The following is a 21,827-nucleotide window of genomic DNA, read 5'->3' on the forward strand; positions in this document are numbered from 1 at the left end:
AGCGGGGCCACTACCACTGAGTGGTGGTTTCGCACCGCAGCGGTACTCTTCGCACTTGTTCAGCTAGACTACAGCGGAGCCAAAGCCATCCTGAGACCTTGCACTTCCACGCTGTGGCTGCCTGGTAAACCGCTGTTCGCAAGCCTAGAGGTGCGGGCCTGCCGGGATGTGAAGCAAGTAAATCCGGCTCGGGTAAAGCCTTACTCCGCAATCGGTTGCAATAGGTGGGAAGGCGGTGTCTGGCAAATGAATTTGCTTCCTCCTTTATCTAAAAACGTGTATCAACCAAATATCAAAAATTATACACCAGGTACTGCAACAACTATTTCATTATCAATTGCTTGTGCAGATATATCGTCAGTAAAAATATCATCCTCTTGTTATGCCTGTATTAGCTTTTTCACGTCGGCCACCTGTAGCAACGCCCGATATTGCCCCGGGTAGCTAACCGGTTTACGGCTCAGCTGCATCGTTTTAGAAATACGCACCATTGATTTTTGTAACTTACCAAGACTATCCATAACTTCCTCGCGCAGAAGTACCCCCGCCCTACTCCCTACCTCACACCCTATAGCTCCAGTAGGCCCGCGCTTTCCACCAGAAGCTGCTGGCTACCCCAGTACGAAGATCTGCGTCTTTCCCACCCGCCCGGCTTCTTGTTCTATGCTCCCTCCCTGTGTTGTAAACGGTATCCGGCTTCTTATCCTGTGCAGCTTTATACTCAGCGCGCTGGCTGGTTGGGCCGGCCCCAGCCAAACCGACAGCCTGCTCCGGGTGCTCGACCAAACCTTGGTCCGGCAGGCCAGGTACGACAAGCAGCGGCTCGACCGCCTAGCGCTGCTCAAATCGGAGCTGTGTGCTAACGAGGGCAACACAGCCGCCAGCTTCACCCTTGCTTTACGTATCTGTGATGAATACCAGGTGTTTACGTACGACTCGGCTTTTGTGTATAGCCTTACGCTTGGGACGCTGGCCCGGCGGCTCCAGAACCCCGCCAAGTTGCAGATTGCCCGAACCAAACTAGCGTACACGTTGCGCTCGGCCGGCTTGTTTAAAGATGCTTTCGACACGCTCAGAAGCATTAACGTGCGACTCCTGAGTCCGCGCTACAAGGCCGAGTTCTACGAAATTTACAGCATTGTGTGTATTGAGCTGGCGGAGTACGATTTGGATACCCACTACCAGCCGCACTACACCGCCAAATCCTACGCCTACGCCGATACGGCAGCCTACTTTAGCCGGCCGGGCTCGTACGCGCATCTGGCGCAACAGTTGTACCGGGCCAAGCAGCAGAACGACCTGGAGGCAGGCCGGACTATTTATGCGCAATTACAGCGCCTGCCCCTTTCGCCCCACCAAATTGCCATCAATGCCAGCGCCCTGGCCAAGCTTTATGAAGATGCCGGGCAGCGCGAAAAGGCTCTGCAGCTGATGACGCTGGCCGCCATAAATGACATCAGATCGGCTACCAAGGAGGGAATTGCGCTCTTTAAGGTGTCGGCTTACTGCTACCAGCGCGGCGACCTGCAGCGGGCGTTCTGGTACATTGGAGAGGCCCGCAAAACGGCCAATTTCTACAAAGCCCGGCAGCGCCTGGTCCAGATGTCGCCCCTCTCGACGCTGATTGACGGGCAGAAAATATCCATCGTGGAAAAGCAGCGCCAGCAAGCCAAACAGTCGGCCCTGGCCATTGGCGTGCTGGCCACGCTGCTGCTGGGCACGGCCTTTATTATCTACTTCCAGCTGCGGCGGCTGCAGGCTACCGGCCGCCTGCTGGCCCAGGCCAACCAGGAGCTGCACCAGAACAACGCCCAGCTCCACGCCCTCCACGACAAAGAGCACGAGCTGAACGGCAAGCTCCGGGAGCTAAACCACGGGCTGAACTACGCCAACCACATCAAGGAAGAGTACATTGGCTACTACTTCAACAACACCTCCCGCTACATTGATAAGCTGGAAGTCTTGCAGAAAAAGCTGACTACCTTGCTCACCACCAAGCAAATAGCGGCGGCCCAGCAACTGGTAAAGGACATTGACATCAAATCGGAGCGCACGGCCTTGTTTAAGGGCTTCGATACGGCCTTTATTCACTTGTTTCCCAACTTCGTGGCCGAGTTTAACGCCTTGTTCACGGAGGCAGACCGCATTCAGCTGGCCGACGACCATTTGCTGACTACGGAGCTGCGGATTTTTGCCCTGATTCGGCTGGGCATCAACGACAGTGAGCAGATTAGCCGCATTCTGGGCTACTCCATTCATACGGTGTACGCCTACAAAACTCGCGTCAAGAACCGCTCTTTCCTGCCCAACGAAACCTTCGAAGCCCGGGTGCTGGCCATTCAGGCTACCTAGCCAGGCCCGGTTTCACCTGTAGATTTGGAAGGAGCTGTAAAGGCAGCCGGCGCGTGTGGCTGGGCGCCTGCTGAGCCCGGCTTGGCGGGCCACGGCGCGCTTTTTTCTATTCTCTACCTTACCTCCTGCCCGTTGAAAACCCTGCTCTGCGCCTGGCTGCTCCTGCTCACGTGCTACCTCCCCTTGGTGGCCCAAACCCCGGACCCCTGGCGCATCACCGCCGACCAGATTAACCCCGGCAACTACTACGGCGTCACGGTGGCCAATGGGATGCTGGGCATTGTGTCGGCGCCGGGGCCGTTTCAGGTGAAAAGCGTGGTGCTGGCCGGAGCCTACGACCAGTACGGGCGCGGGCGGGTGAGCAACTTCCTCAACTCCTTCAACCTGCTGAATATGTACCTGGAAGTGGACGGCCACCGCCTGAACGCCCAGGATGCGCGCAACTTTCGCCAGCAGCTCGATATGCAGCGGGCCGCCCTGACGACTACCTTCGACTACGCCGACAAAGCCACCATCAGCTACACGTATTACGCCCTGCGCCACCTGCCCCATACGGTGCTGCTGGATGTGTCCATTACGGCCAAGCAGGACGTGGCCCTCACGGCGGCCAGCGTAATGGAAGCCCCCGATGCCCTGCGCGAGGTGCAGAACTACTACAACGAAATCGACCGGCCCCACACCACCCTGAGCCTGCTGACCTCCTCGGCCAAGAGCCCCACGGGCAAGCTGCTGCTGTGCGCCAGTACCAGCTTTCTGTTTGCAGAACCGCACGGGCAGGGGCCGCGCATTATTCATGAGATGTGGGACAACAACATGCACCTCATGAAATTCAGCAAGCCCCTGAAGGCCGGCCAAACCTATGCCTACGCCGTGGCGGGCTCCAGCATCACTTCGGCCCACCACCCCGACCCGCTGAACGAGGCCGAGCGCCTGACCATTTTTGCCCGCCTGGAAGGCCGCCAGCGCCTGCTGGACTTCCACACGAAGGCCTGGCAGCAACTGTGGCAAAGCGACATTCAGATTACCGGCGACGCCCAGGCCCAGCAGGACGTGCACAGCATGCTCTACCACCTCTACAGCTTCTCGCGCGCCGGCACCGACTATTCGCCTTCGCCCATGGGCCTTTCCGGGCTGGGCTACAACGGCCACGTGTTCTGGGACACCGACGTGTGGATGTTCCCGGTGCTGGCCGTGCTTCACCCGGAAATTGCGAAGTCGTTGGTAGAATATCGGTTCAACCGCCTGGAGCTAGCCCGGCGCAACGCCTTTGCCCACGGCTACCAGGGCGCCATGTATCCCTGGGAAAGTGCCGATACCGGCGTGGAGGAAACGCCCGTGTGGGCCCTGAGCGGGCCGTTTGAGCACCATATTTCCGCCTGCGTGGCCCTGGCCGCCTGGCAGTACTACTGCGTCACGCAGGACAAAGAATGGCTACGGGAGAAGGGCTGGCCTATTCTATCGGCTACCGCCGATTTTTGGGCCAGCCGGGTGGAACGCAACGGGCCCGGCCGCTACGATATCCGGAACGTAGTAGCGGCCGATGAGTGGGCTGAAAACGTGGATAACGACGCCTTTACTAACGCTGCCGCCCGCGTAAATCTGCAAAACGCCGCAGCTGCTGCCCGCCTGCTGGGCCTGCGTGCCAACCCCGACTGGCAGCACGTAGCCCAGAACATTCCCATTCTGCGGCTGCCCGAGGGCGTAACGCAGGAGCACGCCACCTACCGCGGTGAGGGCATCAAGCAGGGCGACGTAAACCTGCTGGCTTACCCCCTCGGCGTCATCACCGACCCCGCTCAGATTCGAAAAGACTTGGCCTACTACGAAACCCGCGTGCCGAACGAGGGCACCCCGGCCATGACCCAGGCCATCTTCGCCCTGCTCTACGCCCGGCTCGGCGATGGGGCCAAGGCCCGGCACTTCTTTCAGGATGCCTACCAGCCCAACCTGCTACCCCCCTTCCGCGTCATCGCCGAAACCAAGGGCGGCACGAATCCTTACTTTGCCACCGGCGCGGGTGGCGTGCTCCAGGCCGTGCTCATGGGCTTCGGCGGGCTCGATATTACGCCTACCGGCATTACCCAGCGCAAGACCACCCTTCCTACTGGCTGGCAATCGGTGAAGATTACGGGGGTGGGAGTTCAGAAGAAAACGTACTCGGTGGGGCGCTAAGAAAGTGGGCGTACAATGCCTACTCGGCGGCTACCCTCGCCGTTAGCCCCAACCCGTTGGCTTATCTCTTTCCGCTGTGAGCAACAAGGACTGGTGGTGTTTCCAACTGCGTTTTATCCCGATGCCAGCCCCGCCAGAAACGCAGAAACAGCGCCGCTCCGGGGAGCAGCACCGTGGCTAACGACAACGCTACCACCTCCCCGAACGACAACCCCGGCACGCGCACCAGCACTTCGGCTACCAGCGCCACGTACAGCTCCAGCACTGAAGCGTACATAAAGCTGAGGTGCAGCTGTTGCCAGGAGCGCGCGGGCTTGCGGCGCAGCACCGGAACCATCCCGACTACCAGCGTGGCAGTACTCAGCAGGGCTGCCACGTGGAAAATGCCGAAGCCATGAAACTGGCGGTAAATCCCGAAACAAGTCACCAGCATCACGACCACGCTGCCCACGTAGGCGTAGCCCAGGCGGCGGTGACGGGGGCCGCTTTTCGGGAGCAGTAGCACCGTGGTTCCCAGAACCAACGAAGCCAGAGCTGCCAGCAGGTGCACCAGGCCCCAAGTGCTATAAACAATACTGTGCATGCGAAACGCGCTTATCAGGCTACAGCCAACTTTAAGCTCAGCTATTACCAGCTACCTCAGCAGTACGTACGCACCCGAATAGCGTTCCGGGTTGTGCGGGCTTTTGGGAAGGTTTGAAGCAGCGGACAGGGTAACAGGAATACCTCCGCTACTTCGTTGCCTGGCTATAGATACAGGACCAGGTGGCGTCCTTAACCTTTGGTTTGCGCCTTGCGGCAGAACGATTAGCATCATCTGTCATTCCACGCTCCGCTCGGAGGCCAAAAGTGGCTGGGGTTCCCTCTCGGAACCGCCTGTTTCTGCTGTTTTAAGCCGGGCTTTGCCTTTCTGAAAGTCTTTTGAAAAAAAGTTACTACCCCCCTGTAACCATCGGAAGCCCGCGGAGTTTCCACGCCTGAATTCCGCTCTTGCTTTCGCTATAGCCCCCGGCTTTGTACTAGCCCGGGGCTGGCTCCTACCCTCTGCTATCTGACTTTGTCGACGCTCGACTTGGGGCGTCGCGGGACCCTATTGCCGGGGCGGAACGGAGCCGGGTTCCTGCTGCACTTGTCTTTTCTGTACTCCTTTAACCGCTCCCGCTCCTTGAAACCTACTTTCCACCCGTTTGCCCGGCTGCAGACTGTGGGCCTGTGGGCCGCCCTGTTTTCTTTGGTGCTGGCCTCGGTAGCTCGGGCCCAGCAGCCCGGCGCTGTAGTCGGCAAGGTGCAGGCCACTACCGGCGCGCCCATCGACTACGCCACCGTAACCCTGCACCGCGCCACCGACTCTACCGTCGTCAAAACTGAATTTACGGATGCCAGCGGCGGCTACCGCTTTGAGCCAGTGGCGGCGGGACGCTACCGGGTGTCGGCGGCGCAGGTAGGGTATGCCCGGGGCTGGAGCGGGGTGCTGGACGTGGCGGCCGCCAGCGTTGTGGTTTCTCCTCTGTCCTTACCTATTAGTGCCGCTACCCAGCTCCGGGAAGTGCAGGTGGTAGGCCAGAAACCGCTGTTCGAGCGCCAAGCCGACCGAACTATTGTCAATGTGGAAGGCAGCACACTGGCGGCGGGCAACACTACCCTGGATGTACTCAGCCGCGCCCCCGGCGTGACCGTAGATGCCAACGACAACCTGGCCCTGCGTGGCCGGCAGGGCCTGCTGGTGCTCATTGACGGCAAGCGCCAGCCCATGACCGGCTCCGAGCTGGCCGACTACCTGCGCAGCCTACCCGCCGATCAGCTCAAAAGCATTGAGCTGATTACCAACCCGCCGGCCAAGTACGACGCGCAAGGCGGCGCGGGTATTATCGACATCAAGCTCAAGAAAGACCAGCGCCAGGGCACCAACGGCAGCGGCAATAGTAGCTACGGGCGCGGTGAGTATGGCAAGTTTACCACCAGCCTGTCGGGCAACCACCGCCGCCCAGGCCTCAACCTGTTTGCCTCCACTACCTACACCAAACGCCAGAACTTTGGCATCCGGAATACCTACCGCTCCTTCTACGAAACCCAGGACGGGCAGCCGGTGCTCATCGGCTCGGCCGACCAGCGCAACTACTTGGTGGGCTCCGACCATTTCTTGATCGGGCGGCTGGGAGCCGACATTGACCTTTCCAAAAACACCGCTATAGGAGTTGTGATGACGGGCTTTGCGGTGCCCAACCCGCGGCCCGGGGGCCGCAGCACCAACACCAGCACGTTTTATGATGCCCGCGGCCAGGTCCAGGACTTCTACACGGCCATCGGCACGAGCCAGGGCTACAACCCCAATAGTACTGGCAACCTCAACTTCAAGCACACCTTCCCGGCTACCTCTGCCGGCCAGCGCGAACTGACCGCCGACCTCGACTACTCCCGTTACTACACCCACCGCCTGCAGAGCCTGACCACGTTCTACGAACGCTCGGGCCGGCCCGAAGCCCGCCTCGACGGCGACCAGACCGGCGAATTAAGCATTCAGGCGGCCAAGGTTGATTACACTCAGGCGCTCAGCGCGAAAACCAACCTGGAAGCCGGGGCCAAAGTCAGCCGCGTATCATCCGATAATGATATTCTCTTTCTGAACACCCGAGAAGGAGAAACTACCGTGGACCTGGGCCGCACCAACCGCTTCCGGTACGATGAGCTGATTTCGGCCGCTTACCTGAACCTGACGCACACCCGCGACAAGCTGAACCTGCAGCTAGGCGTGCGCGGCGAGCAAACCCACGCCAAAGGTGAGCAGGTAGTGCAGGCCGATAACTTCCGGCGCGACTATTACCAGCTCTTTCCCAATGCCTCCGTCAAGTACACCGCCACCGACCGGCACGAGTGGTCGGCGGCTCTGAGCCGGCGCATTAACCGCCCCTCCTACCGCCAGCTCAACCCCTTCCGCAGTGTCATCGACCCAACCACTTCCAGCAAAGGCAACCCCGAGCTGCGGCCCGAAACCAGCTATAATCTGGAGCTGAGCCACACCTTCAAGCAAAAGCTCACGACCAGCCTCAGCTACAGCCTCACCAACGACCCCATCACCGACGTGGCCCAGCCGGAATCTACTACCTCTACCGTCTCGATGTACGTGAACCTGCGCCGCCAGCACTACTCGGCCCTTACGCTTACGGCTCCGCTCACGCCTACGAAATGGTGGCAGGTCTACAACAACGCCGTGTTTTTCTACATTCATTACCAGGGCACACTGGCCGGCACGGCCCTCAACCGGGGCCAGGGCGCTTTCACGCTCAGCAGCAACAGCACCTTCACGCTGGGCAAAGGCTGGGGCGCCGAGCTGAACACCAGCTACTACTCGCGCCAGCGGGTGGGCTTCTTCGTCTTTGAAGAGTTCGGGCAGGTAGGCCTGGGCGTGCAGAAAGCCCTCTGGGACAAGAAAGCCACCCTAAAGCTGGCCGCCACCGATGTGCTCTACACCACCCCGCTCCGCGCTACCTCCCGCTACAACAACTACCAGGAAAACCTCTACCTCCGCCGCGACACCCGGGTAGTCACCGTTTCGCTCGGCTGGCGCCTGGGCAACGACAAACTGAAAGCCTCTACCCGCCGTACCGGCGCCGAAGACGAAAACCGCCGGGCCCAGTAGCCTGCCTCTGGCACTTGGTGGCTCCCTTTGTCCCACCGCCCGGCCCTCTTACGGCTCGCTAGTTGGCTGACGCTCCAGTGGTGGGCTCTGACTGCTGACACGGGTCCACTCATCTCAGAATGGGAAAGTATTATTTTGTTGAGAGAGGCTTGCGCCGGTTGTGCATTATTTTGAGCTTATAGCACATTGCTTCAAACAGGCAGCAGAATTGCTACGTGGACGAACTCGTTCCACTCTCTTTGCTAGTGCTATTGCTATGGATATTTTTCGACGCCACCACGTTTCCTCATACGGGTCCGGTGCCCGCCCCTTGGTATTCTCCCACGGCTTTGGCACCGATCAGCACGCCTGGCAGTACGTGGCTCCGGCCTTCGCGGCTCGTCATCGGGTAGTCTTGTTCGACCTAGTAGGTGCCGGCGACTCCGATAAAACCGCCTACGATTTTACGCGCTACGGCACGCTGGAAGGCTACGCCGACGATTTGGTGACCTTGCTGCGGACCCTGCAGCTTCCGAAAGTGGTGTACGTAGGCCACTCCGTCAGTGGCATGATTGGGGTGTTAGCCGCCATCCGGGCGCCGGAGTTGTTCGAGCGGCTGGTGCTGCTGGCTGCTTCGCCCTGCTACGTCAACGACGGCGACTATCTCGGCGGTTTTGAACACGCGGACCTGGAAGAATTACTTGGCTTTTTGGACCGCGACTACCGGGCTTGGTCGGATACGATGGTTCCCAATTTGGTAGGCGGCGACATGCGGCCGGAGCTGGTAGACGAAGTACTCGCCAGTTTCTCCCGCGTCGATCCGGCCATTGCCCGGCAGTTTGCCCGCGCGACTTTTCTTTCCGACTACCGCTCTCAGCTCGCCCAGCTCCGGGTTCCGTCCCTGATTATTCAGTGTGCCGACGACTCCGTAGCCCCCGCCGAGGTAGGCCATTACCTGCACGAGAAACTGGCTGGTAGCACCCTGGAAATTCTGAACACCACCGGGCACTACCCCCACCTCAACGCTCCGGTAGCTACCATTTCCTGCATGGAGCGTTACCTGGGCACCATCCGGGCCAGCGCGTAAAGGCTGAACTGCTGCAGCCCACTCCCTGGTTGCTACTCGCAGCTCCCACCTCAGGCCCGGTGTACTACGCCGGGCCTGAGGTGGGAGCTGCGTATCTGCTTTACAGCGGCTCGTCGTTGCTGGTGTTGCTGGCGCTGGGGTCCGCATCTTCGTCCCCGCCCGACGATGTAGTGGAGGGCGTGGCATCGGTCGGCGCTTCACTGGTGGGGGTAGCGTCGGCAGCGGAGGCGCTTTCTTCTGCTTCAGTAGTGGCGGGGGCACTTGCCGGGCGTGGCAGGTTCGTACCGTTGTCCGAATCGGCGCTCTGGGTATCGGTGGTGCCTTTGGCGGGCAGGGTAGGCTCAGCGGGCTTGGGCTCGGTGGATTTATTGCGGGGGTCCATGAGGGGTAGTGTCTAAAGGATAAGGCGAGGCTGCTGACGAGGCAACAGCCACCGGGCATGTATACGGCGAAGCTCAACCGTTGGGTACTACCAGTTGCTACCTCATTCCACTGGCGGCATCGGCTGCCGAGCCGGCTCCGCCCTCTCCGCTACCTTACTGGCCCCGCGTTTGGGCGGCTACCTTTTTACAGGTAATTAAAAAGAACGGGAAGTTCTCTTCAACCTCTGTCACTTCAACCAATCCAGCGTTACCGAACTCTGCCTCTATTGATTCTTTATCATAGAAATACAGGGTAACGCCATCCAGGATTTCGTACCGGTCTTTGCTAACATATTTCCCTTTGCCATAGGTAGGGGCGGTTTTTGAAATAGCAGTAAACACCATATAGCCATTTTCCGAAAGCTGCTTATAGCAGTCCTGAATTACTTTTTCTCTTTCCGCGCTACCTAGTAAATGAAGTAGCGCATAGCAGAATATTCCATCGTATTGCCGGGCATCAAAGGGCATATCCGTGACCGAGCCATGATAAATAGTTGTATCGGTGCCGTAATGCTTTCGGGCCATGTCAATAGCGGTTTGGGAAATTTCGATTCCCGTTACCGTCATGCCGGCATCCCGAAAAACCTGGGCGTTTCGCCCGTAGCCAATTCCCGGTATCAAGACTTGCTTTATGGAGTGTTGAATAAATAAATCCTTGGCCACTACGGCAGACTTGGCGGGTTCAAAACCCCACATCTCCTGCTTCTCGGTAAAAGCAGTTTCCCAGAACTCGGGCTTTTTGGTTTCACTTGTCATTATGTTCCACAGGGGTAAGGGTAGGTAGACATTCCCGAATGGCGCTGCACCGGTTTGCCGCAACGGTAACGCAGGCACAATTTCCGCTACATAGCTGGCTACGAAGCATGTTGGCCGGCTGAGGCGCTGGCCTCTCTGGCGGCGCGGTTATACTGGCTGCCAGCTAGTCAGCTGTTACTGGGTGTGCTTTTCCAGTACGTACACGTGCAGCCGCTGGCGGAGCTGGAAACCGAGTTTCTGATATAAGGCATACGCTGGAGTATTATCCTCATAAACGTGCAGAAAGGGGGTGCTGCCGGCCGCCAGGATGCGGGCTACCTGGTGGCGGACCAACAGGTTGGCGTACCCGCGGCCGAGGTAGGCCGGGTGGGTGCATACGGCGCTGATTTCAGTGTAGGGCGAGGGTTGCAGCCGCTGCCCGGCCATGGCCACCAGCTGGCCGTTCTGAAAGATGCCGTAGTAGCCACCGAAATCAATGGTGCGGGCCAGAAACGGCCCCGGATTCGTAAGGCCCGTCAGCGCCCGCATAGCCGGTACGTCCTGCTCCTGCAAGTCCACCAGGTGGCTGCTGTCCACGGCCGGCACGTCCGGCTGCGGATACACCAGCTGCGCCAACTCCTTATGCATCAGCTGTTGCCAGCCGGGAGGTAGGGAAATAGGGTCGGCGGTGAACAGTACAGTCGGAGCACCCGCTGGGGAAAGCTCGTGCAAGCGGGCAAAGGCCCGGGGCGAGTAATCGGCCAGGCCCGCAAAGGCCCCTACCTCGCGCGGCAGCACCCGGGCCAGCTCGTCGCCGATAGCCAGGGGCTGGTTACCGGTCCGCAAGGCATTCCAAATCGGGTTATCCAAGGGGTGCTCCATGGCAGCAGGCAAGCAATACGGGAAGAACAAGAAGCAAATATGCGCAACAGTTCGCCGCTAGGTAACCGCCCCAACAAGCGCGAGTGTAGCGCAGCCCAACCCGTGCCGACACATGCTGCGAGTTTGCAGCGCACTCGCCTGACCGATGACACCTGGATGGCGAGGTTCCGGCTTGCCGCTGCCCCGTCAGTGGAGGCACAGCCTCCACCTCATCTCATGGCTGGTCACGAGTTACACTGCGCTACACTCGCGCCAGTTGAGGCAGTTGATTTGAATGAAAACTCAAGAAAATTCTTAATACAGACATAGCAATGACCAGCTATTCGGATACAAAAGCTTTTCTCAACAAGCTGATAACTTCTCCTGTGGGTCTAGCCTCAGTATCTAGCGAAGTCAAGGGCACCCTCACTTTGGGAAACTCATCCACAAAGCGCATTTCTTCGAACTCAGGAATGCCGTGTTGCTTCATAAGCTGCCTGAATTGCTGCTGATCTACACCCCACACTTTGACATATTTCGACTCTGCTACATAGAATTCGATTAGCACATCTTCATCATTATAGATAAGACCAAATTCTAGAAAGCAGTCTTGGGTTAACTCCTTTTGTAGTGAACCTAACACTGCCATGACAAGCTCCTTCTCTTGGTATTCGCCGTACGTCACATCGTCGCCGGGGGGGCCGAAGATGCAGGCACATACGTCGGGTAGCATGGTGACTAAGTCTGTCAGCACCTCCCACAAGCGGGAGTTATTCACATTCACTTCGGCGTAAAAGCGGAACAGTTGCTCAGGGTTTTCTACTTCCGATAGCACGAAACCTTCTACGAAGTTTGCCGCCTGGCTTGCATCAATTCTTTCCCAATAAGCACGCGGCACCTCTCCCTTTTCTGCTAATCGGGTTGTTTTTGGTAGCTCTAGATTCGACATAGCTCTTGTATTATTCTCACGGCCGCGCGGCCATCGTAAACACCAGCTCTCCGCCATTCACAATATCCTGATGATTCAGGAAGGGGCGCGTGAGTTTCTGACCGTTTAGGCGGGCTTCTTTCACGTACACGTTTTTATCACTCTGGTTTTTTACTGTGATGCGGAAGGTTTTGCCGGTTGAAAGGCGTAGGGTGGCGCCGTGGATGGCGGGGCTGCCGAGGGCGTACTCGGGGGAGCCAGGGGCTACGGGGTAAAAGCCGAGAGCCGAGAAAATGTACCAGGCCGACATCTGCCCGCAGTCGTCGTTGCCGCCGAGGCCGTCGGGCGTGGGGCGGTACATTTTGGGCAGAATCATGCGCACGCGCTGCTGGGTTTTCCAGGGCTGGTTGGTCCAGTTGTAGAGGTAGGCGGCATGGTGCGCGGGCTCATTGCCGTGCACGTAGTTCCCAATGATACCGTCGCGGGTGATGTCCTCGGTTTCGGCGAAGAACTTATCGGGCAGGTGCATGGTGAACAGGGAGTCCAAGTGAGGCACAAAGCGGGCGTTGCCGCCCATTTTGGCGATAAGCGCGGCGGGGTCCTGGGGCACGTAGAGGCTGTAGTTCCAGGCGTTGCCCTCAATAAAGCCCTGGTTGTGGGTGCTCAGTACGTCGAACTCCTTACGGAACGAGCCATCCGAGAGGCGCGGGCGCATGAAGCCAATGCGCTGGTCGTACACGTTCTGCCAGTTCTGGGCGCGCTTGCTGAACTCCTGCTCAATGTCCGGGCGGCCCAGCTTTTTGGCGGCTTGAGCAATGCACCAATCGTCGTAGGCGTATTCCAGGGTTTTCGAGACGGAGGAGCCGCTTTTATCCTCGGGCACATAGCCCAGGCGCAGGTAGTCCCCAATGCCGTCGTACCACTGCTGGCGGGCGGTGGTCACGCAGGCGTCCAGGGCCTTATTGGCATCGAAGGGAGCGTTGCCTTTGATGATGGCATCGGCAATAACGGGCACCGAGTGGTAGCCAATCATGCACCAGTTCTCGTTGGCGTAGTGGCTCCACACCGGCAGCATGTGCTCGGCGCTCTGCTGGTAATGCGCCAGCATCGACTGAATCATGTCGGCGTTGCGCTTGGGCTGCACTACGTTGAACAGCGGGTGCAGGGCCCGGTAGGTATCCCAGAGCGAGAAGGTAGTGTAGTTCGTGAAGCCTTCCGCCTTGTGAATGTTCTGGTCGAGGCCGCGGTACTGCCCGTCTACGTCCTGGTAGGTGGTAGGGCTCAGGAAGGCATGGTATAGGGCCGTGTAGAAGTTGTCCTTGTCGACCCGTTTCGGGCTCTGGATGGTCACCTTGCTTAGCTCCTGCTGCCATTGCTCCTGCCCCTGGCGCTTCACTTGCTCGAAGTTCCAGCCCGGTAGCTCGGCCCGCAGGTTGCGCAACGCCCCCTCCGTACTCACCGAGGACAAGGCCATTTTCAGCTTGATCTTCTCCCCGGCTTCCGTTTTGAAATCGAAGTACAGGCGCAGCTGCTCGCCGGCCTGCTCCGGGAAGTTGTGGGCCTGGTCGAAACGCCCCCAGAAGCCGCGGTACGCCTGCTTTTTGGCGTAGTTGCGGGCCCCATACTGGCGGAAGGGCTTGGAGAACTGCAGGGCAAAGTACTCGGTGCGGGTGCGGGCCCAGCCGTGGGTCTGGCGGTAACCGGTCACCAGCGAGTCGTTTTCCACCCGCACAAAGGTCCAGACGTTCTTGTCGGGGTAGTTGTAGATGCCGGCCGTGAGGTCGAGGATGATGTGGGCATCGTCGGCCTTCGGGAAGGTGTACTGGTGCATCCCTACTCGGTTGGTCGCCGTCAGCTCGGCCAGGATGTTGTGGTCATCGAGCTTGACGCGGTAGTAGGCTGGCTCCGCTACCTCGTTCTTATGCGAAAACGTGGAGCGGAAACCGCTCTGAGGCTTATCGGCAGTGCCGGGATTGAGCTGCAGCGGCCCGGTAGTAGGCATGATGAGGAAGTCGCCGAGGTCGGAGTGGCCGGTGCCGCTGAAGTGGGTGTGCGAGAAGCCGACGATAGTTTTGTCCTCATACTGGTAGCCCGCGCAGTACTCGTACACCTTGGGGTTGTACTTGCCGTTCAGCTCATAGCTGATGGTATCGGTATCGGGTGAGAGCTGCACCATGCCAAACGGCACCGTCGCGCCCGGAAATGTGTGTCCCATGCGCTGCGTGCCCACAATAGGGTGGGCGTACTGCACCAGATTTTCACCAGGCTTCGGGGTTTGAGCGAGGGTAGGAAAAGCCGCAAGCAGCGCGGCCAGGAGCGGGAGTTTCATCAGCTTTGGGTAGGGCGGTTGAAGCTTACACTTCAAAATACGGCTCGAAAATCTTCGTAGTACTGGCACTGAACCAACTAGGCCAGAGCCCGGTATGGAATTTATATTCTACTACTCGAATATTATCAGCGTTGATGAATGTTAAAATTGTTCTTGCCCCCCTGTATTCAACATGTATAACACTGCTGAAAATCATCTCAAGTACTCCTTCAAATTGCTCTGTACTATCTCTAATAATATCATAACCAATGTCAGGCACTTCTCTAGTTTTATCGATATTGAATGTAAGACCACCGGTAGAAATATCAAAACTTAAGCTCATTCTACCCGTCCTAGGAACCGAGTAAAACCGCATAAAATAGGGCGCCGCTAACTGATTATCGACAGTAAATTCTGTGTTTTCCAGAAGAGGTTTCTGACCAATCTTTCTAAACACTCTGTCAAATGCAGCAATAATATCTTTTAATTGAGAATTCATATTTAACAATACTACTACATTAATGCCCATAACTCACTACCCGCGTCACCTTCCACTGCCCGTCTTTTAGGCGCCACACCATCATATTCTTGAAGGTGCCGCAGTCGTCTTCACCATTCTCGACGTGGCAGAAGCGGTGCTGGTAGGTTTCCACGGCGCCATAGCCGCTGATGGGGTATACTTCCAGGGTGCCGGGCATGAGTTGGCGGTTAAGGCCGGTGGTTTTGTTTTGCTCGAACAGGTTGCGGAAGCCCTGCATGGTTTGCTCGAAATTGGCTAGGCCGCCTTTGTCGTGGTAGAACTCCAGATCCTCGGCGAAGAAGGTTTGCAGCTGGGCGGCATCGTGGCGGTTGAAAGCGGCGAACATGGCGCTATCCTGCCGGGCAATGGTGCGGTACAGTTCCAGGGATACGGGCGCAGTAGCCGTGGCAGGTTTGGTGGCCGTGCAGGTCGAAGTGCAAAGCTCCGCCAGCAACGCGGCTGCTGCGGTGCCCATACGTTGCCGTTCGGGTTAGCATAAGGGGTAGGAAAAGCACTGTTCTTGATGAGCCGCCTAAATATAGAGGGTGTTCTGTCTCGTCGAGGTAGCTCACCCACCCTCACTCTACTTTCAGCGGCGGCCCCACGACTTTCATTTCGTGGGCGGCGAACAGCTGGGCTACTTGCTGCTCGGTGGGGTCGGTTGTGAGGGCGGCCATGGCCACAAAGAACTCCTCTAGCTTGCCGGCGGGCTGCATGGTGACCAGCATGTGGCCGCGCGGGCTTACCTGGGTCCAGGCGTGGGGCACGTGGCGGGGTAGGAAAATTGAGTCGCCGGTTTTCAAGCGGTACTTGTCGTCACCTACCTGGAAGGCATACTCGCCATCGAGCACGTAGAAGATTTCATCTTGACCCAAATGGACATGCAACGGCGTGCCTCTGCCTTGGGAAAGGCTGGTTTGCTCGAAGATGGCCAGGTCGCCGTTCGTATCCTTGCCGGACACCTTCACGTCCAGCACATTTTTGTTGACGCCCTTTAGCTGCAGATGGCCGTGGAAGCGCCCTTCACCGGCGCGGGCTTTGAAGCCTTTGGGGCTACGCTCATCCGCCGTTGGTACCCAGGCTGGGGCGGCCAGCGGTAGCGCCGCTACCGCAGTGTGTATAAACCGTCGACGCTCCATAGTAACTGCAACTTCGATACAACTAAGCCCTTTCTACTATGAATATAGATAATTATATCTAGCTAACCATCTGGCATCTACAAGTAAAACACAGTTACAGGTGTCACCCAAGCCCAGGCGCAGGCCTATTCTTGAGCATACGCGCAGGGGCGCCGTGCCTAGCCACACACGGCCGCCGGTAGAGACGTACCAGAGGACTCTAAAGCCATGCGGCCCACCGGAATCCGGCGGGCCGCACAACTGCACTGCCTCCCGGCTACAACGGCTTGGGAAAGCAGCGGCGAACTATCCTTTGTGTAAACCTACCCACCGGAGCGCACTTGGTCGGCTTTCAATTCCCGCTCGGCGGCCTTTAGCTGATGTTTTTTCGCCCGGAGGCGCTCCTCCTCGCTTTTGGCCCGCAGCTTGGCTTCCTGCGTTATCCGCTCCTGCTCCTGCATTTCGGTTCGCAGAGATTCTATTTGCTGCCGGTTGCCGGATATCATTGAGCCCGAGGTAGTACCCGATCCGGAGCTGGTACCAGAGCCGGAGTTGAATACCGAACAGCCAATTACGGCCGGTAGGAGCAGCAGAAGGCTGCCGGCAAGAACATTTTTGAGTACACGCATGGCCGTAGTTAGAGTAGATACCATGCTATTTACCCTTCTGACTATCTGTTGGTTACAGACGAGGTAGGACTTTATTTTCTCACCCCGCTGCCTCCTCGGCCGCGCACAGCCCAGGGCCAGCGTCCGCGCCTTGGCCGTTACCCGCAAGAAGCCCAAGCTTCCGTGAGCCCGGCAACGCGCCACGCAGTAGCTGGGCTGTTGTGGCAGCCAGCAGGGGGGTGCCTGCTCCCTCCCACGGTCAGCCCGGGCTGCGGGCGGAATGTATTGCCTGCCTTGTCGGTTACCTTTGCAGCAGCCAGCGGCCCAGCTGTTCCACCTCTTATTTCGCCGCTGGCTAACCCGCAGTACATGAAAATTCTCCGCGTCCGCTTTTACAATCTGAACTCCCTGCGCGGGGAGCACGCCGTTGATTTCAGCCAGACCCCGCTTTCCGACGCAGGCTTGTTTGCCATAACCGGCCCCACGGGCGCGGGCAAGACGACCATCCTCGATGCCATTACCCTGGCCCTATACGGGCAGGTACCCCGCCACGAGACCAGCGGCCCCGAGCATGTGATGAGCCACGGCACGGGCGAGAGCTGGGCTGAGGTGGAGTTTGAAGTAAACGGCCAGCAGTACCGCACCAAGTGGGGGCAGCACCGGGCCCGCAAGCGCCCCGAAGCGCCCTTGCAGGACCCTAAAATGGAGCTGAGCGAACGGAAAATTGCCGCCGACGGCACCGAAACCTGGTCGTTTCTGGAAACCTACAAGTCGCGGGTACCAGGCCGCATTGCCGAGCTGAGTGGCCTGGAGTACAAGCAGTTTCTGCGCTCCGTGCTGCTGGCCCAGGGCGACTTCACCCGGTTTCTGAAGGCTCCCGCCGGAGAGCGGGCCCAGCTGCTGGAGAAAATTACCGATACGCGCAAGTACTCCGACATTTCGCGGGCTGCCTTCGAGCAGGCTAAGCAGGAAAACCAGCAGGTAGAGCAGTTGCGGGCTGGGCTGGCGGGCGTGGCCTTGCTCTCGCCCGAGGAGGTAGCGCTTCTGGAAGAGGAAGTACGCCAGCTCACCACCCAGCTTACAGCTGCTACCGCCGCTCAGGAGCAGCTGCGGGAGGCCCGGCAGTGGCACCTGCGCCTGCAGGAGCTGCGCCAGCGCCAGCAGGCCACCCAGCAGCGCCAGCAGCAGCTAGCCACCCAGGCTGCTACCCTGGCCCCGCTCCGGCAGCGGCTGAGCCTGCACGAGCAGGCCGCACCCTTCGCCACGGAGTATGCCCTGCTCCGCCAGGCCGATGAGCAGCTCGCGCGCCTCGGCCGGGAGGTAGAGCAGTTACGGACTCAGCTGCCCCACCTGGAAGAGCGGCGCGCTACTGCCGAAACCGCCCGCACCGCAGCCTACCAAGCCCACGAGCAGGTCAGCCGCGTCCGTGAGGAGCAGGAGCCTAAGCTGCGCGAAGCCGAACTGCTGGACCACCAGATGACGGAGGCCCGCCGGCAGCTGACCGAGGGCAAAATCGAGTACGAGGAAAAAAATGAGCAGTGCAAGCGCTTGAAAAGCAGCGCTGAACAAGCTACCAGCCGGGCCCGGGCTTTGCGAGACCAGGTCCGGGAGCTGGACAAATGGCTCACGCTGAACGCTTCCGTTGGGGAGTTGACGGCGGGGCTGCCCGAGTTGTCAGCCAATTTGCAGCACTGGGAACACCTAAAAGCCGAGTTGGGCCAGCTGCGTCAGCGCCTGCACGAGGCCCGACAGCGCCAGCAGCACGCCGCTGCCCTGGCCGCTACCCAGCAACAGGCTGCCGATGAAGCCCGTCAGCAACTCGCCGCCCTTACCCAGCAGCACGCCGCCGCCAGCGCCACCCGCGATGAGTGGCTGCTGCGCCTGCGCTACCACGTGGGCGGCCTGCACCGGGAGCAGGAGCAGCAGCAGCAGCACTGGGACGATCTGCGCCGCAACCTGCACCTGCAGCAGCTCATTCTTTCCCACGCCGACACACGTCAGCTGTTGGAAAGCGGCCATCCGTGCCCCGTGTGCGGAGCTACCGAGCACCCCTACCTGGCCGGCGTGCTCGGCGTGAGCGAAGACACGTTTCAGCGCGAGCGGCAGCGGGAGGAAGAGCTAAGCCAGCGGGTTCGTGCCCTGGGTACCCGCTTCAACCGTCTGAATACCTACGTGACCATGCTGGAGCAAGCCGGTCCTGAGCCTGCGGCTACCCTCTCCGACAGCATTCAACTGCTACCAGAAACGGCTGAGAAGGCCGCCGCCGACGACATCAAGGCGCTGGTGCAGGAGCTGCGCCAGCTGCGCGACCTGCGCGCTGCCGCCGAGCAGCGCGTGCATCAGGCGCTAACCCAGCACGAGGCCGCCGCCGGCCAGCAGCAGGAATACATGCACGTGGTAACGCAGCTGGAAAAGGAGCTGGCCGACGCTGAAGACCGGATACCTACTGCCCGTACCATGATTCAGAGCCAGGCACAAAGCTTCGGGCTGCTGTTCGCGGAGGAAAATGGCCGGGCACTGATGGAGCAGGCCCGGGTGCGCATCAGTGAGTTCGAGTTGAAAACCAAGCACCTGCACGCGGCCCAGCAGGAGCTGAGCGGCGTAAGCGTGGAAGCGGAAAAGTCGGAGGCAGCTAAGGAGGACCTGCAGCACTGGCTGCGCCTGCGCAAGCAGGTGCTGGTGGAGCAGCACCACGCCCTGCAGCAGCGGCAGCAGCAGCGCCACCAGCTGCTGCCCGACGCCGACGTGGCCCACGTACGCCAGCAGTTGGAAGAAGCCGTGCGCGCCGCCGACCACCGCCGCCAGCAGGTAGAGCAACTGTTTCAGCAGCACGACACTGCCCTGGCAGTGGCTACTACTCGCCTGCGTCAGCAGGAGGCGGATGCTCGCCAACAACAGGAAACCCGCCAGCAACGCCATACCAGCCTAACAACGGCTCTAACCCGGGCTGGCCTGGCCCCTGACCCCGCCGCCCTACCGGCCCTGCTGCTCCCTGACTCTGAAGCCGCTACCCTGCACCAGCAACTTCGCCGCCACGAGCAGGAGGTAGCCCTAGCGGCCCAGGCCTGGCTGGAAATCAGTCAGCAACTGGCTCACGAAGAGGCCCGGTCCCTGACCACGGAGCCGCTGGCAAGCTTGGAGCGGCAACTGGAAAGCAGCCGACAGCAGCTAGCCCACCTTAACCAGCAGGTAGGACAGCGGCAGGAGCGCCTGAGCAGTCACCGCGCCGGGCAGGAGCGGTACGCGGCCCTGGCCCAGCAGCTGGAAAACCAGCAGCAGCAGGCCCGACGCTGGCGGCAGCTGGCCGAGCTGATTGGCTCCGCTGATGGCAAGAAGTTCAGCGAGTTTGCCCAGGGCCTCACGCTGGCCCGCCTCGTGGAGCTGGCCAACCGTCACCTGCACCGCTTCACCGACCGCTACCGCATTTTGCGCAGCCCTGAGCAGCACCTGGATTTGCTGATTCAGGATGAGTACCAGGCCGCCGCAGTGCGTTCCATGAATTCTCTGTCGGGCGGCGAGAGTTTCTTGGTGAGCTTGGCGCTGGCCCTGGGCCTGTCGGAGCTGGCGGGCCACCGCACCCAGATTGATACGCTCTTTATTGATGAAGGCTTCGGCACTCTCGATCCTGATACACTGGATGTGGCACTTTCGGCGCTGGAAATGCTGCAGGGCACTGGCAAAACCATCGGTATTATCTCGCACGTGGAGGCCCTGAAGGAGCGGGTTACTACCCAAATCAGCGTGCGGAAAGGCGCTGGCGGAGTTAGCTCGCTGCAGGTGATGGGGTTTGGAGATGAACTGTAAGGTATCAGCGGGAAGCGCTGGCGGCGCGTATCGTTGCTTGCCGTGGGCGGCAGAGGCGAGGTCATCAGTACCAATACCCCGCTGAGGCTTCGTCCTACTTGCCCTCCCCTACCGCCCGAATCTCGGCCCATGACCAGTAGCGGCGCGGCGCAATAGTGGCATAGCGCTGCCGGAAAAACGCGGTTACTTCCTGCTCCAGCTGGTCGGCGACGAGGGAAGAGGCATACATAGGCCGCTGGTCGGGGTCGGCGTAGCGTTGGGGCTTGGTAAGGCTGGTGCCACTTAGGCGCAGCAGCGGCCCCGTGTCGGTAATGCCATCGAAGGTCCAGCGGCGCGGACCTGTTTCCAGGTAGTTGAGCTGGGCCGCTAGCTCGTCCAGAGGCAACCGGGGCAGCGTAGGGCGGCTTTCCAGGTCAACCCAGGTGGTGTACTTATACTCGAATTCGTAGCGCTGCCCGTCGTAGAGGCTCAGCACCATATCGGTGCCGGCTGTGGGACCAAACAAAGCGTAATACGGCACAGGCTCCGGCGTACGCACCACCGTCAGCCCAATTTTGGGGTAATGCCGGAAGGTAGTGGCGGGGCCTTGTAGCGTACTTACGGCCTGCCTCACCCGCTGGTACTCCGGCTCCCACGCGGCCCGCCCAGCCGCCGGATTCTCTAACAGGGCTGCAAAACGAGGCAGAAACCAGGCAAACTTCTCGGCCGAGGCCTCATCTTCGCGCCGGCGCCGGGCTGGGGCCCCAAAGGGCTCGTAAAAACGGGCTTTTTCCTCGGCGTTCAGCCAGCACACCAGTTGCAGGGCGTGGTCGGCCAGGGGGTCGGCCCAGTTGATTTCCCGGAAGTCGCCGAGGGTAGCTACCAGCCGCAGCAGCGGCTCGTGCTGCAGAGCCAGGGCCGGGTTCAGCAGAGCCCACACCCCTACAAAACCATCCACATCGAAATGGTTAGCTGTAACGGCCTCCGCTTCCAGACCAGGCGTAGCAGGCTGGCGCAGGGCCCGCAGCACAGAGCCGGCGCTGGTATCATCGCGCAGCTCGGGCGGGGTAGCGGCTCCGCGCCAGTGCGCCAGCGTAAGCGCAGCCCCGAGGCCAGTACTGTCCACAACAATAGTAGGTTGGTGGCGCAGCTGGCGAAAGGAAACAAAATGCTTGGGCACGGCAGAAAGGCGGGTAGATAGTGGCTAACAGCAATGCAAACATACACGGCAGAGCCCGCACGCATGGCCGGTCGTCGGCCTGCTGGGGTTTGTTCTACCTTTTTTGCCGCCGGTTTGAAATTCGCTCTACCCGACTG

Annotated in this window: 16 protein-coding genes; 5 read left to right on the forward strand and 11 right to left on the reverse strand. The window is 59.7% G+C overall.

Annotated features, from left to right (window positions below; translation table 11 throughout):
* The first annotated feature begins 663 nt into the window (after positions 1–663).
* Both K3G63_RS09290 and K3G63_RS09295 read left to right on the forward strand, forming a co-directional pair.
* Positions 664–2,352 carry a DUF6377 domain-containing protein gene (locus K3G63_RS09290; protein ID WP_220613756.1) on the forward strand — a complete coding sequence of 563 codons (1,689 nt, stop codon included), beginning with the start codon at positions 664–666 and terminating at the stop codon, positions 2,350–2,352.
* A gap of 132 nt (positions 2,353–2,484) precedes the next feature.
* On the forward strand, positions 2,485–4,524 hold the full coding sequence (locus K3G63_RS09295) for a glycoside hydrolase family 65 protein (RefSeq protein WP_259404321.1): 2,040 nt from the start codon (positions 2,485–2,487) through the stop codon (positions 4,522–4,524).
* A gap of 61 nt (positions 4,525–4,585) precedes the next feature.
* Here K3G63_RS09295 and K3G63_RS09300 read toward each other — a convergent pair whose 3' ends face one another.
* Positions 4,586–5,107 (reverse strand): hypothetical protein, encoded by a 522-nt coding sequence (locus tag K3G63_RS09300; RefSeq protein WP_220613757.1) that lies wholly within the window; start codon positions 5,105–5,107, stop codon positions 4,586–4,588.
* A gap of 582 nt (positions 5,108–5,689) precedes the next feature.
* Between K3G63_RS09300 and K3G63_RS09305 the strand changes: the two genes are divergently transcribed.
* Both K3G63_RS09305 and K3G63_RS09310 read left to right on the forward strand, forming a co-directional pair.
* Positions 5,690–8,161: a TonB-dependent receptor domain-containing protein gene (locus K3G63_RS09305; RefSeq protein ID WP_259404322.1), complete on the forward strand. Its 2,472-nt coding sequence runs from the start codon at positions 5,690–5,692 to the stop codon at positions 8,159–8,161.
* A 256-nt stretch (positions 8,162–8,417) separates the two neighbouring features.
* Positions 8,418–9,227, forward strand: a complete 810-nt coding sequence (locus K3G63_RS09310) for an alpha/beta fold hydrolase (protein ID WP_220613758.1) — start codon at positions 8,418–8,420, stop codon at positions 9,225–9,227.
* Between the two features lie 100 nt (positions 9,228–9,327).
* On the opposite strand, the gene K3G63_RS09315 is transcribed toward K3G63_RS09310, so the two are convergent.
* The 9 genes from K3G63_RS09315 to K3G63_RS09355 form a co-directional block, all read right to left on the reverse strand.
* Positions 9,328–9,609, reverse strand: coding sequence for a hypothetical protein (locus tag K3G63_RS09315; protein WP_220613759.1), 282 nt, complete (start codon positions 9,607–9,609; stop codon positions 9,328–9,330).
* Between the two features lie 154 nt (positions 9,610–9,763).
* A complete protein-coding gene (locus K3G63_RS09320) occupies positions 9,764–10,405 on the reverse strand; it encodes a bifunctional 2-polyprenyl-6-hydroxyphenol methylase/3-demethylubiquinol 3-O-methyltransferase UbiG (RefSeq protein ID WP_220613760.1) in 642 nt (213 codons plus the stop codon).
* Between the two features lie 174 nt (positions 10,406–10,579).
* A complete protein-coding gene (locus tag K3G63_RS09325) occupies positions 10,580–11,266 on the reverse strand; it encodes a GNAT family N-acetyltransferase (RefSeq protein WP_220613761.1) in 687 nt (228 codons plus the stop codon).
* A 319-nt stretch (positions 11,267–11,585) separates the two neighbouring features.
* Positions 11,586–12,194: a hypothetical protein gene (locus tag K3G63_RS09330; RefSeq protein ID WP_220613762.1), complete on the reverse strand. Its 609-nt coding sequence runs from the start codon at positions 12,192–12,194 to the stop codon at positions 11,586–11,588.
* A gap of 16 nt (positions 12,195–12,210) precedes the next feature.
* Positions 12,211–14,502, reverse strand: coding sequence for a GH92 family glycosyl hydrolase (locus K3G63_RS09335; protein WP_220613763.1), 2,292 nt, complete (start codon positions 14,500–14,502; stop codon positions 12,211–12,213).
* Between the two features lie 25 nt (positions 14,503–14,527).
* Complete coding sequence (locus K3G63_RS09340) at positions 14,528–14,980, reverse strand: hypothetical protein (protein WP_220613764.1); 453 nt, start codon at positions 14,978–14,980, stop codon at positions 14,528–14,530.
* 19 nt (positions 14,981–14,999) lie between these two features.
* On the reverse strand, positions 15,000–15,476 hold the full coding sequence (locus K3G63_RS09345; protein ID WP_220613765.1) for a nuclear transport factor 2 family protein: 477 nt from the start codon (positions 15,474–15,476) through the stop codon (positions 15,000–15,002).
* Positions 15,477–15,579: 103 nt separating this feature from the next.
* Entirely contained in the window at positions 15,580–16,140 is a 561-nt protein-coding gene (locus K3G63_RS09350) for a cupin domain-containing protein (RefSeq protein ID WP_220613766.1), read from the reverse strand.
* 302 nt (positions 16,141–16,442) lie between these two features.
* Positions 16,443–16,748 (reverse strand): hypothetical protein, encoded by a 306-nt coding sequence (locus tag K3G63_RS09355; RefSeq protein ID WP_220613767.1) that lies wholly within the window; start codon positions 16,746–16,748, stop codon positions 16,443–16,445.
* Between the two features lie 348 nt (positions 16,749–17,096).
* Here K3G63_RS09355 and K3G63_RS09360 point away from each other — a divergent pair, with 348 nt between their 5' ends.
* Entirely contained in the window at positions 17,097–20,531 is a 3,435-nt protein-coding gene (locus K3G63_RS09360) for an AAA family ATPase (protein ID WP_220613768.1), read from the forward strand.
* A gap of 94 nt (positions 20,532–20,625) precedes the next feature.
* On the opposite strand, the gene K3G63_RS09365 is transcribed toward K3G63_RS09360, so the two are convergent.
* Complete coding sequence (locus tag K3G63_RS09365) at positions 20,626–21,690, reverse strand: DUF6687 family protein (RefSeq protein WP_220613769.1); 1,065 nt, start codon at positions 21,688–21,690, stop codon at positions 20,626–20,628.
* Between the last annotated feature and the right edge of the window lie 137 nt (positions 21,691–21,827).

It is taken from the genome of Hymenobacter sp. HSC-4F20, assembly GCF_019599275.1.
In the GTDB taxonomy this organism is placed as follows: domain Bacteria; phylum Bacteroidota; class Bacteroidia; order Cytophagales; family Hymenobacteraceae; genus Hymenobacter.